This is a genomic window from Cellulomonas sp. URHB0016, assembly GCF_054057935.1.
Map to the genome: position 1 here is coordinate 2,108,297 of NZ_JBSRZU010000001.1, position 13,819 is coordinate 2,122,115.

Genomic DNA, 13,819 nt, shown 5'->3' on the forward strand with positions numbered 1-13,819 from the left:
TCGGCCACGCTAGCCGCCCGGACCAGCACCGACACCCGCAGGCGCGCCGGAGCAGCGGCGAGGCGATCCCGTGGTCGTTCGACGGGAGCGGGCGGCTCTCACGTCGGCGCCTCGGGTGCCCGGTCGGTGGGTGGTTCAGCAGTCGGCTGGTTGGGGGATGTCGGTGCAGAGGCCGCTGACGAGGTGGGAGCGGCGTTCTTGGACGTCGAAGGGTGCGCCGGTGATGGTGGTGTGGGCGGTGCCGGTGATGTCGCGCCAGATGCTGGTGCCGTCGACCCGGTAGCGGCCGGTCCAGGTCGTGGTCAAGGTGATCTGCCGGGTGCCGGTGCTCTGGTAGACGTGCGCGGTGTCCTGGTGGGGCCAGGGGTGGCCGGGGCTGGTGGTGACCAGGCCGTCCAGGTCGTCGCCGAAGTCGTAGTCGAAGGTGGTCGGGGTGGCGATGACGTCCACGCCGTAGCCGAGCAGGTCGGTACGGAAGGACTGTGGGGTGGGGTCGGTCATCACGATGGTGTCGATGTTGACCAGGACCCAGCCCTGGTCGGGTTCCATCCGCAGGACCGGTGGTGGCAGGGGCAGGCGTCGGAAGTCGGCCTCGGTCATGGTCGGCACGGCGTCCTCGGGGCAGGAGTACCCGATCGCCAGGGTCCAGGGCAGGCCCGCCCAGGAGTCCGTGATCGAGGCGCGGGTCTGGCGCCACAGCGGCAGGATCGCGGGACCGTCGATGCAGGTCGGCACGATGATCGTCGCGTTCGTGCTGCCGCATGCGGGAAGCGCGCCGCCGTCCACGGGCGCCGGCCCGACCGGCGCACCCGGCTCCGCGGCACCACCGGTCGGCACGTTGCACTGCGGGGCACGCATGTACCGGGTGGTCAACAACGCCGGATCCTGCCGCGCAGCCGCCTCATACACCTGCCGAGCAGTGAACGCCGTCAAGTTGACGGTGTCGCCGCTGGCGGTGCCGTCGATGCGTTCCGCTCGAGCGGCAGTTCCCCCGAGCAGTACCGACACGACGATCCCGGCGACACAGGCGGTCCGGGCGACTCCTCGCCGCAACCTCACGAATCGACCGTCTTGTGCGAGAGCTCACGCACGGACCACGCGGACCCGTCGTGGACCACAGCAGCCTCGACGTCGTACATCAGCGTTCCGGGGTAGTCCTTGATGAGGGTCCCGGACTGACTGAGCTCCTGCGACGGTCCTTCCGCCATCCGCAGATGGACGCTGAACCACCGCCCTGGATCGACTTCCGTGCTCGTGGCGTCGGTGAGCGTGAGGCCGCCACCTACCGCGTGCTCGTTCCTTGCCGTGAGGCGGTCGACCCCGTCGATCACGCTCGCGCAGAAGACGCACTCCGGGTGACTCAACGCTCGAAGGTCCTGGGCGTCACCGGTGTTCTGGGCATAAGGAAATAGCTGCAGGTAGAACTCGAGGACCGAGATCGCACCCTCGGGGGTCGGCGCCTGGTCCAGCGCAGCCGGCCGCTCCGGCTTGACCCCGTCGGGAAGCGCAGCCAGCACCCCGGGCGTCGGAGCCGGGGTCCTGAACGTCGGCGTCGGCGTCGGCGTCGCGCTCTCCGTCAGCCACGGCGCCGCCGTCGAAGGCGCCGGCCGCAACCCTGGCTCCTCGCCGGTGCATCCCGCGAGAGCCGCGCACGCCACCCCCGACAGGAGGATCGCGACGACGCGTCGAACAGGTGCATGGCGGCTGGGCATGGCCGCGAACCTACTGGAACCGGGCATCCCCGAACGAGGCCCGACCCAACCTGTGGATGACGGACGACTCGGAGCGGCCCACCGACGCGTCGACGACCTGTGCCGCAGCCACCAGCGGGTCGGCACCGGAGGTCGCGGGCACCTGCGGGCTCGTTGCCTAGACTCGCCGGTATGTCCGCGCCGACGCCTGCCCGTCGCGCGGCCTCGGACCCCGAGGCCGCGGAGCCCGAGGCCGCAGAGGCCCAGGCCGCGGAGCCCCAGGCGGCGGAGCCCCAGCCCGCAGAGCCCGAGGCCGCCGTCCCGGCAGACGCCCTTCCCGACGCCGGTCCGCACGCAGCCGGCAGCCCGCCCGGCGCGTCGCCGACCGGAGCAGCGCCCGCAGTCACGGACGACGTACGGATCGACGACATCCCGGCGGTCCGCGTCCACCACCCGAGCGACCTCATCGCCATGGTGGTCTCGGCGGTCGGCATCGTGCTGGTCACGGTCCTCGCGACGTACGCGCAGCACACGACCGCCGGTGTCGCGCAGGACGTGCAGGGTTTCGCGACGCTGCTCCAGCGCATCCTGTTCATCCCGGTCCAGGTGCTCGAGGGCCTGGTGACCCTCGCGGTCCCGCTGCTCGTGTTCGGCGAGCTCGCGTTCCGGCGGCTCGGCCGGCAGGTGCTCGAGGGGCTCGCGGCGGCGACCGCGGCGCTCGTCGTGAACTGGCTGCTGTACGTGCTGGTGCAGCAGCTCGGGTCGACCGACCTGGTGCACGGCCTGTCGATCCGGCGCAGCGGCGAGTGGGTGCTGACGGTCCCGGGCTACCTGGCGATGCTGGCGGGCCTCCTCACCGCCGTCGGCCCGCGGGACCGGCGCCGGACCGTCATGTGGTCGTGGAACCTGGTGTGGATCGTCGTCGGCGTCCTGCTCATCACCGCACGCGTGTCCCTGCCCGGGCTGATCATCGCGCTGCTCGCCGGCCGGCTCGCCGGTCAGGCCGTCCGGTACCTGTCGGGCGTGCAGTCCGAGCGTGCGTACGGTGCGAGCCTCGTCGCGGGGGTACGACGCGCGGGCTTCGACCCGGTCCGCCTCACGAGGGTGCCCGACGACACGACGACCGCCGAGGCGGAGCGCATGGTCCGGGCAGGGGCCCGGCCGCCGGAGCTGGACGGCGAGCCCGAGGCGCGGGCGCTCACCCGCTCGACGAGCCACCGCATCTACCAGATGACGACCTCCGCGGGCGACGGGCTCGACGTCGTCGTCATCGACCGTGACCGGCAGGTCGTCGGCTCCTTGACGCGGCTGTGGCGCTCGATCCGGATGCGCGGGCTCGAAGGCCGGTCGGTGATGCCGTTGCGGCAGGCCACGGAACGGGCGGCGCTCCTGTCGTACGCGGCCCGGGCGGCGGGGGTGCGGACGCCGAAGCTGCTCAGCATCGCCGAGGCCGACGAGTCGATGCTGCTGGTGCAGGAGCGGCCGGGCAGTGCCGTCCCGCTCGCCGACACCCCGCCGGAGCACCTGACCGACCGGGTGCTCCGGGAGATCTGGGCGCAGCTGCAGCTCGCGCACGACGCCGGGATCGCCCACCGCGCGCTCACGAGCGACGTGGTCCTCGTCGACGTCCTCGTCGGGCAGCCGGTCGTGTGGCTCACCGGGTGGGAGCAGGGCGACGTCGCGTCCTCGGACCTCGCCCGTCGGCTCGACGTCACCCAGCTCGTCGCGCTCCTGGCGCTGCGCGTCGGCGCGACCCGCGCGCTGGAGTCCGCGGTCGCCGTGCTGCCGGACGCGGACATCGCGGCGATCGGTCCGCTGCTGCAGACCATGACGCTGCCCCGCGAGACCCGTGACGAGATGCGCGCGCACAAGCCGGTGCTCGCCGAGCTCCGCTCCGAACTGGTCGCCCGCCTGCCCGAGGCGGACGTCGAGCCGCAGCAGCTGGCGCGGTTCGGTGCGCGCACGGTGGTGACGATCGCGCTCACGGTCGTCGCGATCTTCGTCATCCTCACCACCATCAACGTCGAGCAGATCGAGGCCGCGCTCGCGCAGGGTGACTGGCGCTGGTCGGCGCTGTGCTTCCTGCTCGGCCTGTCGACGTTCGTCGGCGCCGCGGTCGCGTTCGTCGCGTTCTCGCCCGTCAAGCTGTCGCTCTGGCGGGCGACGCTCGTGCAGGCGGCGGCGACGTTCGTGGCGCTGGCCGCCCCGGCCGGCATCGGGCCGGCGGCGCTCAACCTGCGGATGCTCCAGCGGCGGGGGGTCAGCACCAGCCTCTCGGCCGCGACGGTGGCCCTCGTGCAGGTCAGCCAGTTCGTCGTGACGCTCGGGCTGCTGCTCGTGCTGTCGCTGCTGTCGGGCACCTCGGAGTCGGAGCTGCCCGTCGACCCGGTGGTGCTGCTCGTCATCGGCATCGTCGCGGCGCTCGTCGCCCTGTCGCTGCTCATCCCGAAGGTGCGGCAGTGGGTGCTGGCCAAGACGATGCCGACGCTCCGGCAGATGTGGCCGCGACTCATCGAGGTGCTCGGTCAGCCGTGGCGACTCGCGCTCGCCTTCGGCGGCAACCTGTCGATGACGCTGGGGTACATCTTCGCGTTCGAGGCCGCCATGCACGCCCTGGGCCAGAGTGCGAGCCTCGTACAGGTGGCGCTCGTGTACCTGACCGGGAACACGGCCGGGGCGATGGTCCCCACCCCCGGCGGGATGGGCGCGATCGAGTTCACGCTGGGCACGACGCTGTCCAGCTTCACCGGGATCAACACCGGCGTCGCGTTCTCCGTGGTGCTCCTGTTCCGGTCGCTCACGTACTGGCTGCGCATCCCGTTCGGGTGGGCGGCCATGCGGTACCTGCAGAAGCGCGGGGACCTGTAGCCCGCTCCTCGCGGGCGCGACACCCCGGGTCGACGTGTCCTCGGACGCCGCCGACCCGGAGGATCCCGCAGGTGTCAGGTGAGGGCTTTCGCCTTGAGCTGGTCGAACTCGGTCTTGTCGATCACACCGGCGTCCAGCAGCGCCTTGGCCTCACCGATGTGCTGCGCGGGCGTGATGCCGGCCGCCGAGCGGATGTAGGTGTCCGTGTCGGCCTTGGCCCGCTGGACGGTCGCCAGCTGACGATCTGCCATCCCGGTGCCGCGGGCGATCATGTACACCAGCGCGGTGACGAACGGGAGGACGACGAGGAGGACGACCCAGACCGCCTTCCACCAGCCGCTGAGGGCGTGGTCGCGGAACAGGTCGGTGAGGATCTGGAACAGGATCACGAGATAGGCAAGGAAGACGAACCACCAGATCAGCAGCCAGAACCAGCTCCAGAAGCTGTCCATGCGACCTTCTCTCGGTTGCGAGCCGCCCCGAGTGGCGAGCCCGGTGTTCGGAAGCTAACCGACAACCGCCGGGACGCAGCGGAGGAGCCGGGCACGGCGACCACACGGCATCGCGCCGATCTGCAGGGGCAGGGCCGCCGAGCGCCGACATGCGGATCGCCGGCCCCCCGTGTCGGGGAACCGGCGATCTGCGGTGCTGCGGGGTGGTGCTGCCTTCGTCAGGCGGCGAGGTGCTCGCGCTGCGCGGGGACCAGGTCCGAGACGCTACGGTGCGCCGCGAGCTGGGCCCAGGCCTGCAGGCGAGCCGTCGGCAGGATGAAGGGGGTGTTCGACGTGGGGTCGACTGAGTAGCCGCGCTGGTCCATGAGACCTTCCTGTCTATTCGGTAGCCCGGCTGACCCTGGGGGTCCCGTGGCTTTGCGTCCCCTCCTCGCAGAGGGTTTGCCGTTTCGCTGACAGACCCGACATTAGAGCAAGATGAGACCGCGCGGAAGCGGTTCAACCGCACAAACTCGGACATCTGTCCACTTTCACCCGCTGGAGTGGACATGGCCGGTGTTCTGCGGGTATGCGGCTGATGACCGAACCTGCTGCTCGGCCTGATGCCGACCGGAGGTGTCGGAAGAAGTTCCGCAACTCGTCCCCCGGACGGCCGTCACCCGGACGGCCGTCCAACAGATCGGTCAGCCGGCGGGCGGCGTGGAGAGATGGAACGCCAGCTGGGTCTCCCACCGCGACATGTCGGGCTCGACACGGGGGTCGGTGAGCAGGAGCTCCAGCCGGGCGCCCCAGGCGTCCCCGTCGGAGGTGTCCTGGCGGTCCCACACCCAGCCGTGCACGTCGCCGTAGTCCAGGAGGTCCGCCGTGACCTGGACGAGCTCCTCCGGGTGCCCCACGTGCGTGGTCACCGCGTACGTCCCGGCGGGCAGGACGCCCGGGGTCACGTCGCCGTCGACGGCCGCGATCGGCTCGTCGACGGGCACTCCGGCCTCCACCAGCATCTCCCGCTCCATGTCGATCACGTGGTAGCGGAAGAACGGCGGCCCGGCCGGCGCGAGCGAGTGGGCGTCCAGCCATGCGAACACGTCCGGGAAGCGGTCGGCCACCAGGTGGAACGTCGTCATCGTCACCGGGCGACGGATGCCGACGTACGACACCTGCGGCCGCGTGACCAGCGCGGGTACGGACACGGCCCGGTCCATGACGTCTCCTGTCGACGTTGCTCGCCGTCTGCCCTGGCAGCGGCCCGGTCGAACGCTACGGCGACCCGTCGCCCCGGCACCAGGGGACGACGACGGCCCCCGCACCGTGCGCGGGGGCCGTCGTCGATCGTGGGGGGCAGCCAGGGCTACTTGAACGCGTCCTTGACGTCCTCGCCGGCCTGCTTGATGTTCGCCGCGGCCTGGTCGCCCTTGCCCTCTGCCTCGAGGCGCTCGTCCCCGGTCGCCTTGCCGGCGCCCTCCTTGACCTTGCCCTTCGCCTCTTCAGCGGCGTTCGAGACCTTGTCGTCGAGACCCATGTGTCGCACCTTCCGACCAGTGCGGGCCGCCTTGTCGGACCCGCGATGACTTCGCGACGACGTTATGTCGGCCCCACGCAGACCGCATCCGGAAGTGCCGGAGCCGGCCGGCGGACGGCGGCTGCTCACCGGCGAGGGGCCCACCGGGCACCGAGCTCCGCGCCCGTCGGGGCGGGGCCGGGCAGACGCCCGGTGGCGGCCTGCGGGCGCAGCGCGTCGAGGAGCAGGGTGAGGTACCGGTCGCGCAGGACGGCCGTGCGGTCGGCATCGTCGAGCCGGACCGCGGTGACCTGCTCGAAGACCATGGCGAGGTCGGTCGTCTCGAGGTCCGCACGCACGGCCCCGGCGTCCTGGGCCCGCCGGAACAGTGCGTCGCCTCGCCTGGTCGCCTCTCTGGACAGCGCGACGAGCTCCGGTGTCGGGGTGAACGTGCCGGCGAGGTGCACGGTCAGGGAGTGCACGTCCTGCGCCACGACGCCCCGGACGAACGCGTCGAGCTGCGCGGCCGGGTCGTCGAGCTGCTCCGCCTCGTCGGCCGCCTGGACGAACCGGCGCAGGCCGTCGGCGCACAGGGTGGCGAGCAACGCCTCCTTGCTCGCGTACCGGCGGTACAGCGCACCGACACCCACGCCGGCCTCCTTCGCGACGGCGGCGACCGGCGCCTCGGGCGTGCGCATGAAGACCGCGCGGGCGGCCTCGAGGATCCGGTCGTCGTTCCGGGCCGCCTGGGCGCGGCGGCCGCTCAGAGGCGTCGTCATGGGTGACACCGTATGGGACCGGAATGCTTTGTTCCGATCGCGGTCCGGGCGCCACGCGCACGGCTGCGCACCGTCCGGCCCGCGCTCAGCCCGTCCCCTCGGCCGGGCGCTCCTCGCGCAGCCGCGGCTCCGTGCGCCGGGACGGCACCACACCGGCCTTGTCGGCGTAGAACGCCCTGATCACGTCCATGTCGGCGGGCACGTCACCGGTGAGCCGGACGGTCGGGCCGAGGCCCGTCGTCCTCGTCGTCCGGTCCACGTAGCCCAGCGTGACGGGCAGGTCGCAGGCCCGCGCGATGCGGTAGAAGCCCGACTTCCAACCGTCACCGGACCTCGTCCCCTCGGGGGTCACGACGAGGTAGAACCGCTCCCCCGCCCTGATGCGCGCGACGACCTCGTCCACCAGGCCGGCCGGGTCCCGGCGGTCCACCGGGATGCCGCCGAGCGCCCGCATGAGCGGACCGGCGACGCCCCGGAACAGGGTGTGCTTGCCGAGCCAGCGGAACGACAGGTCTCCCTCGGCGCCGATCGCGAGCATCAGCACGAAGTCCCAGTTCGACGTGTGCGGGGCGCCGACGAGGACGCCCGAGCCGTCCTTCGGGACCCGCTCGGTGACCAGGGTCCAGCGGCTGACCCGCCAGTACGCGCGGGCGACGGTGCGGCGCAGGCTCATCGGTCGATCACGGCCAGACCGTAGCCCGTCGCGGGCCGCTCGGCCGCTCGCACGCGCTGACCCGCCCGAGGCATGGGACGGGCGTCTCGACGAGCGGCCGGTCGAAGGAGTGCGTCAGGGTGCCCGACGCGGCCGGTCGGAGGCGTCCCTGCGCATGCTCGACGCGGCCGCCCGGGAAGCTGCCGGGCGGCACCGCGTCAGACGGGCAGGACCTCCGCCCGGGACCAGCGCCCGTCAGCGGTGGTCACCCGGTGGACCCCGCCGACGACGGTCACGGCGGTCTCGGTCTCGCGGACCGAGCACGACGGCCCGACCCAGAGCTCGTGGCTCCCCGGCTCGACGATGCGGGTGAGGTCGCGGTCGGCGAAGGCCAGCCGCGCCGTGGGGACCGTGAGCTCCACGACGACGCTCTCGCCCGGCTCCAGGTGGAGGCGGTGGTACGCCAGGAGCTGGGCCACCGGACGGGTGACGGACCCGACGACGTCCCGCCCGTAGAGCTGGACGACGTCGTCGCCGGCACGCGTACCCGTGTTGGTCACCGTCACCCGGGCACGGAGCTCCCCGGACGACTGCACCTCCGCCGCTGCGGTCAGGTCGGTGTGCGTGAACGTGGTGTACGACAGCCCGTGCCCGAACGGGAGGGCGGGCGTGCTGCGCAGGTTCGTGACGTCGCCGTCGCCCCCGAGCTGCGGGTGCAGGTAGGAGAACGGCTGGGCACCGGCCGAGCGGGGCATGCTGACCGGCAGGTGACCCGACGGGTTGACCCGCCCGCTGAGCACGCCGGCGACGGCGTTGCCGCCCTCCTCGCCCGGGAAGAACGTCTGCAGGACGGCGGCGCACCGGTCGAGCGCCCAGTCCACCGCGTAGGGTCGACCGGTGAGCAGCACGAGGACCACGGGGGTACCGGTGGCGAGCACCGCCTCGACGAGCTCCCGCTGCACGCCCGGGAGCTCCAGGTCGTCGCGGTCGCAGCCCTCGCCGACGGTGCCGCGGCCGAACAGGCCCGCGTGGTCGCCGACCACGAGCACGGCCACCTCGGCCGCCGCGGCGGCACGGACGGCCTCGTCGAAACCGCTGCGGTCGTCGTCGTCCACCGCACAGCCCTGCGCGAACACCAGCTCGGCGGCGGGCAGCTCGGCCGCGAGGGCCTGTCGCACGGTCGGGACGTCGATGCCGCTCTCCACCCCGGGGTGGTGAGCGAGGACGTGGTTGACGAAGGAGTAGCAGCCGAACAGGGCCGCCTCACGGTCGGCGTTCGGGCCGATCACAGCCACCGTCGCCGGGCCGGTGGCCAGCGGCAGGGTGCCGTCGTTGGACAGGAGGACCACGGACTCCTCGGCGAGCCGCGCCGCGATGCGGCGGTGCTGCGGGCTGTCCAGGTCGATCTCGCTCGGCGGCTCGTCGTCGAACGTCGCGTCGAGCAGGCCCAGCTCCTGCTTCTGGGTCAGGGCACGGAGCACGGCCCGGTCGACGAGCGCCTCGTCGACCTTGCCGGCGCGGACCGCCTCGGCGAGCGGCCGCAGGAACGCGTCGCCCGTCGGGAGCTCGATGTCCACACCGGCCGCGAGGGCCAGGCCGGCCGCCTCACCGAGGTCGGCCGCCACGCCGTGCAGGATCTGCAGGAACGCGACACCGAAGTAGTCGGCGACGACCGGGCCCTCGAAGCCCCAGCGCTCCCGCAGGATGCCCGTGAGGATCCGCGGGTCGGCCGCGACGGGCACGCCGTCTATCTCGTTGTACGACGACATGACGGACTTCGCGCCGCCGTCGAGCAGAGCCATCTCGAACGGGACCAGCAGGACGTCCTCGACCTCGCGGGGTCCGGCGTGGACCGGCGCGAAGTTGCGGCCCGACTGCGACGCGGAGTAGCCGACGAAGTGCTTGAGCGTGGCGTGCACGCCGGCCGACTGCAGCCCGCGGACGTACGACGTGCCGAGGGTGCCCACGACGTACGGGTCCTCGGCGATGCACTCGTCGACCCGGCCCCAGCGCGGGTCGCGGATGACGTCCAGCACCGGGGCCAGGCCCTGGTGGATACCGAGCTGGCGCATGGACCCGCCGATGGCGGCGCCCATCTCGGTGACGAGCTCGGGGTCGAACGACGCACCCCAGGCCAGCGGCGTCGGGAACGTCGCCGCCCGCCACGCCGAGAGCCCCGTGAGGCACTCCTCGTGCACGAGCGCCGGGATGCCCAGCCGGGTGTCCCTGACGAGCGAGCGCTGCTGGTCCCACAGCGTGCGCGCCCGCTCGACCACGTCCACCGGACGCGTGCCGTACACCCGGGTCAGGTGGCCCAGTCCGTGCTCGGTGGCGTCGTCCAGCCCCTGCTCGACGGTGAACTCGCCCTGCAGGGGAGCGACGGTCTCACCGTCGCCCTTCTCCCAGAACCCGACGAGCTGGGCCAGCTTCTCCAGGAGCGTCATCCGCTCGAGGAGCAACCGGGGCCGGTCCGATACCTGGTCAGGGGAAAGCTGGAGATCCGTCACGGATCGACTCCTTAAGCACGGCGTACTGATGGGACACGTGCGCGCGCGACACAGCGGCCGCGCGCGGCACGGAGGGGCCAGTCCCGGGTCAGCCCTTGACGGCTCCCTGAAGCCCGTTGACGATCTGCTTCTGCATGGCGAGGAAGAAGATCAGTGCCGGGATCATGGCCAGGGAGGTGAACGCGAAGACTCCCGCGATGTCGGACGAGTGCTCCGAGGAGAAGTCCGCGACCCCGAGGGGGAGCGTCTTCATCTTGTCCTGCAGCAGGAGCAGCGGGAGCAGGTATGCGTTCCACGAGCCGACGAACGCCAGCACGCCGACGGTGACCATGCCGGGCTTCGACAGCGGCAGCAGGATCCGCCAGAAGAACCCGATGCGGGAGGCGCCGTCGAGCAGCGCGGCCTCCTCCAGCTCGTTCGGCAGCGCCTGCAGGAACGGGCGCAGGATCACGACCGTCACCGGCAGAGCGAACGCCGCCTGCGGGAGCGCCACCCCCCACCAGGTGTTCCCCAGGTGGAGCTCCTTGGTGATGAGGATGAACAGCGGGATGATCGCGACGGTCGCCGGGAAGAGCAGGCCCATCACGAAGATGAGGAAGATCTGCTCGCGCCCCTTGAACTTGTACCGGGCGAGCGGGTAGGCCGCCATGATCCCGAACACCACCACGAGGGTCGTGGTGATGATGGCGATGGCCGCGGAGTTGCCCGCGTACCGCCAGAAGTTCGGGTTGGTCAGCACGCCGAAGTAGTTTTTCAGCACCCACGGGTCGGGGAACGCCGCCGGGTCCTCGGCGAGCTGTCCGTTGGTACGGAAGCCGCTGAGCACGCCGTAGATGACCGGACCGAGCGTCAGGCCGATGACCACGAGGGCGATCGCCCAGACGAGCGGGTTGCCACCCTCGAGGGAGGTCTTCTTCTTGGTGAAGCCCGCTTCCTTCGCGGTCATCGCGACGGGCTGCGGGTTCGACGGCGTCACAGTTCCGGCGCTCATCGCCTCTTCCTTCCACGGGCATCGGACAGCACGTCCCGGCTGAGGATGAAGCGCTGGTACAGCAGCGCCGCGACGAGCGAGACGATGAAGAGAATCACGGACGCCGCGGAGGCGATGCCGTAGTTGGACCGCTTCGTGCCCTCGGTGATGAGGAACGTCGCCATGGTGTTCGTGGCGTTGGCCGGTCCACCGCCGGTGAGGATCCAGACCATGTCGAACAGCTGCAGCGAGCCGATCATCGACAGGAAGGCCCAGGTGCGGATCGTGGGGCCGAGCAGCGGGATCGTGATCCGGCGCTGCACCTGCCACCAGCTCGCGCCGTCGATCTGCGCGGCTTCGTAGAGCTCCTCGGGCACGGTCTGGAGGCCGGCGAGGAAGAGGATGATCGCGAGACCGATGTACTTCCAGGTCAGGACCACGATCACGGTGGGCAGGGCCCACTTCGTGTCACCGAGGAATCCCTGCGCAGGACCGTGCAGCCCGAACGTGCCGAGGATCGTGTCCACGACGCCGTACTTCGGCTGGAGCAGCTGGAACCAGATGACGCTCGCGATGACCTCGGCCAGCACGTACGGCACGAAGATGAGGGTCCGAAGCTGGTTCTGACCCTTCATCTTGCGGTTCAGCAGCAGCGCGATCGCGAGACCCAGCGGGAGCTGGATGAGGACCGAGGCGACAGCGATGATGATGTTGTGCTTGAACGCGTCGATGAAGACGTCGTTCTGCAGGACGCTGACGTAGTTCTTGAGCCCGACGAAGTCGATGAGCGGGCCGTAGCCCTTCCACCGGTAGACGGAGAACTGGACCGCCTTGACGATGGGCCAGACCACGAAGAACAGGAACAACAGCAAGGCGGGCGCCGTGAAGAACAGAATCTCCAGGCGCTTGCGGACGGCCGGGCCCATCCCACGGCGTCCGCCCGAGGCCGGGGCCGCCGGCCGCGCGTGAGCGCGACCGGCGACCTCGACCAGGGTGGACGTCGCAGGCGAGGCGGGGGCGCCCACGCGGGCGTTCGCTTCGTCTGCCACGTCGATCACTTCTCCGAGTCAGCCGCCGCCTGAGTGGCGTCGACGATGTCCTGCGGGGAAGCCTGGCCGGCGAAGGCCAGGGCAATCGCGTCGTTCATCGCGCCACCGACGGAGGCACCGAACGCCGTGTCGAAGTAGAGCTGGACGTACGGCGCGGCGTCACGAACCTTGAGCAGCTCGGCGAGCGCCGGGTCCTTCACGTACTGCGACGCCGACGGGTTGGTCGGCAGACCCATGTCGAGCTCCGCGAAGCCCTTCTGGACCTTGTCGGAGAGCAGGTAGTTCACGAAGTCGACAGCAGCGTCGGGCGCGTCGTTCGACACGGCCCACGCGTCGCCGCCACCAAGGGCAGCGGTGGGCTCACCCTTGTCGCCGGCGAACGTCGGGAACGGGAACCAGCCCGTGTTCTCGCCGAGGCCCTTGCCGTCCTCGGTGAGGCCCTGCATCACGCCGGGCTCCCAGTGACCCTGGAGCTCGGTCGCGACCTTGCCCGTGGCCAGGAGGCCCGAGGCGGAGGTGGCACCGGTCTGGGCCGGGGTGGAGAGGAAGCCGGAGTTGAACGGCGTGGCGTCGAGGATCTTCTGGAGGTTCTCGCCAGCCTTGACGAAGCACGGGTCCGAGAAGTCGAGCGTCTTGACCGCGTCCTGGAGGACCGACTGGGCGCAGGCGCGCACAGCGGTGTAGTACCAGTAGTGCGCGGCCGGCCACTTGTCACCGGCGCCGACGGAGATCGGCTCGAAGCCGGCCGTCGCTCCGGTCGCCTTCAGCTTCTCGATGTCGGCGGCGTAGTCGTCCCACGTGACGGGAGGCTCGGTGATGCCGGCCTGCGTCCAGAGCGCCTTGTTGTACCAGAAGCCGACGACGCCGACCGAGAACGGGAGGCCGTACGTCTTGCCGTCCACCTGCCAGCCGGCGACGGAACCGCCGATCTTGTCGATGGTCTCCTTCGCAGACTCGGAGATGTCCTTCGTGATGCCCGCGGCGACGTGGTCCTTCAGCTCGCCGCCACCACGCTCCATGTAGATGTCCGGCGTGTCGCCGGACTGGAACGCGGCCTCGAGCTTCGTGACCATGTCCTCGTGCTGCATCGCGGAGACCTCGATGTGCACGCCGGGGTTCTCGGCCTCGAAGTCCTTCGCGACCTGGTCGTAGTACGTCTTGCCATCACCGGTGTTGCTGTTGTGCCACCAGGAGATGGTCGTCTCGCCGCCACCGGTCGAGTCGTCGTTGCTGTTGTCGCCGCCACCGGTGCTGCATGCACCGAGCAGGGCGAGGCTCATACCCAGCGCCAGGGCGCCAAGGACAGGTGTCCTCTTCATCTTCGAACTCCTCGTCGTCACTGAGAGGGATGGA

General features: G+C 71.1%; 14 protein-coding genes and 1 riboswitch. Of the genes, 1 reads left to right on the forward strand and 13 read right to left on the reverse strand.

Going from position 1 to position 13,819, the window contains the following annotated elements; genetic code table 11:
* Positions 1-135 precede the first annotated feature (135 nt).
* From ACVW07_RS09720 to ACVW07_RS09730, 3 genes are all read right to left on the reverse strand, one after another.
* Positions 136-876, reverse strand: a complete 741-nt coding sequence (locus ACVW07_RS09720) for a hypothetical protein (RefSeq protein WP_456818552.1) — start codon at positions 874-876, stop codon at positions 136-138.
* Between the two features lie 179 nt (positions 877-1,055).
* The gene (locus tag ACVW07_RS09725; RefSeq protein WP_456819046.1) at positions 1,056-1,712 is read right to left on the reverse strand and encodes a DUF6318 family protein; all 657 of its coding nucleotides are present in this window, start codon (positions 1,710-1,712) and stop codon (positions 1,056-1,058) included.
* Between the two features lie 10 nt (positions 1,713-1,722).
* On the reverse strand, positions 1,723-1,854 hold the full coding sequence (locus ACVW07_RS09730; protein WP_456819047.1) for a hypothetical protein: 132 nt from the start codon (positions 1,852-1,854) through the stop codon (positions 1,723-1,725).
* 29 nt (positions 1,855-1,883) lie between these two features.
* Between ACVW07_RS09730 and ACVW07_RS09735 the strand changes: the two genes are divergently transcribed.
* The gene (locus ACVW07_RS09735; protein WP_456819048.1) at positions 1,884-4,559 is read left to right on the forward strand and encodes a flippase-like domain-containing protein; all 2,676 of its coding nucleotides are present in this window, start codon (positions 1,884-1,886) and stop codon (positions 4,557-4,559) included.
* Positions 4,560-4,633: 74 nt separating this feature from the next.
* Here ACVW07_RS09735 and ACVW07_RS09740 read toward each other — a convergent pair whose 3' ends face one another.
* From ACVW07_RS09740 to ACVW07_RS09785, 10 genes are all read right to left on the reverse strand, one after another.
* Positions 4,634-5,011: an SHOCT domain-containing protein gene (locus tag ACVW07_RS09740; protein ID WP_456819049.1), complete on the reverse strand. Its 378-nt coding sequence runs from the start codon at positions 5,009-5,011 to the stop codon at positions 4,634-4,636.
* 218 nt (positions 5,012-5,229) lie between these two features.
* A complete protein-coding gene (locus ACVW07_RS09745) occupies positions 5,230-5,376 on the reverse strand; it encodes a hypothetical protein (protein WP_456819050.1) in 147 nt (48 codons plus the stop codon).
* A 16-nt stretch (positions 5,377-5,392) separates the two neighbouring features.
* A riboswitch (cyclic di-GMP riboswitch) is annotated at positions 5,393-5,467 on the reverse strand.
* A gap of 227 nt (positions 5,468-5,694) precedes the next feature.
* Positions 5,695-6,213 carry a GyrI-like domain-containing protein gene (locus tag ACVW07_RS09750; RefSeq protein WP_456819051.1) on the reverse strand — a complete coding sequence of 173 codons (519 nt, stop codon included), beginning with the start codon at positions 6,211-6,213 and terminating at the stop codon, positions 5,695-5,697.
* Between the two features lie 146 nt (positions 6,214-6,359).
* Positions 6,360-6,530, reverse strand: a complete 171-nt coding sequence (locus ACVW07_RS09755) for a CsbD family protein (protein WP_456819052.1) — start codon at positions 6,528-6,530, stop codon at positions 6,360-6,362.
* A 125-nt stretch (positions 6,531-6,655) separates the two neighbouring features.
* Positions 6,656-7,288, reverse strand: coding sequence for a TetR/AcrR family transcriptional regulator (locus tag ACVW07_RS09760; RefSeq protein ID WP_456819053.1), 633 nt, complete (start codon positions 7,286-7,288; stop codon positions 6,656-6,658).
* An 85-nt stretch (positions 7,289-7,373) separates the two neighbouring features.
* Positions 7,374-7,961, reverse strand: coding sequence for a 1-acyl-sn-glycerol-3-phosphate acyltransferase (locus ACVW07_RS09765; protein ID WP_456819054.1), 588 nt, complete (start codon positions 7,959-7,961; stop codon positions 7,374-7,376).
* Positions 7,962-8,158: 197 nt separating this feature from the next.
* Positions 8,159-10,447: a beta-xylosidase/alpha-l-arabinosidase gene (locus ACVW07_RS09770; protein WP_456819055.1), complete on the reverse strand. Its 2,289-nt coding sequence runs from the start codon at positions 10,445-10,447 to the stop codon at positions 8,159-8,161.
* 88 nt (positions 10,448-10,535) lie between these two features.
* The gene (locus ACVW07_RS09775) at positions 10,536-11,438 is read right to left on the reverse strand and encodes a carbohydrate ABC transporter permease (RefSeq protein WP_456819056.1); all 903 of its coding nucleotides are present in this window, start codon (positions 11,436-11,438) and stop codon (positions 10,536-10,538) included.
* A complete protein-coding gene (locus ACVW07_RS09780) occupies positions 11,435-12,466 on the reverse strand; it encodes a carbohydrate ABC transporter permease (protein ID WP_456819057.1) in 1,032 nt (343 codons plus the stop codon). Before ACVW07_RS09780 ends, ACVW07_RS09775 begins: the two co-directional genes overlap by 4 nt.
* Positions 12,467-12,471: 5 nt before the next feature.
* Positions 12,472-13,785, reverse strand: a complete 1,314-nt coding sequence (locus tag ACVW07_RS09785) for an ABC transporter substrate-binding protein (RefSeq protein WP_456819058.1) — start codon at positions 13,783-13,785, stop codon at positions 12,472-12,474.
* Positions 13,786-13,819: the final 34 nt, after the last annotated feature.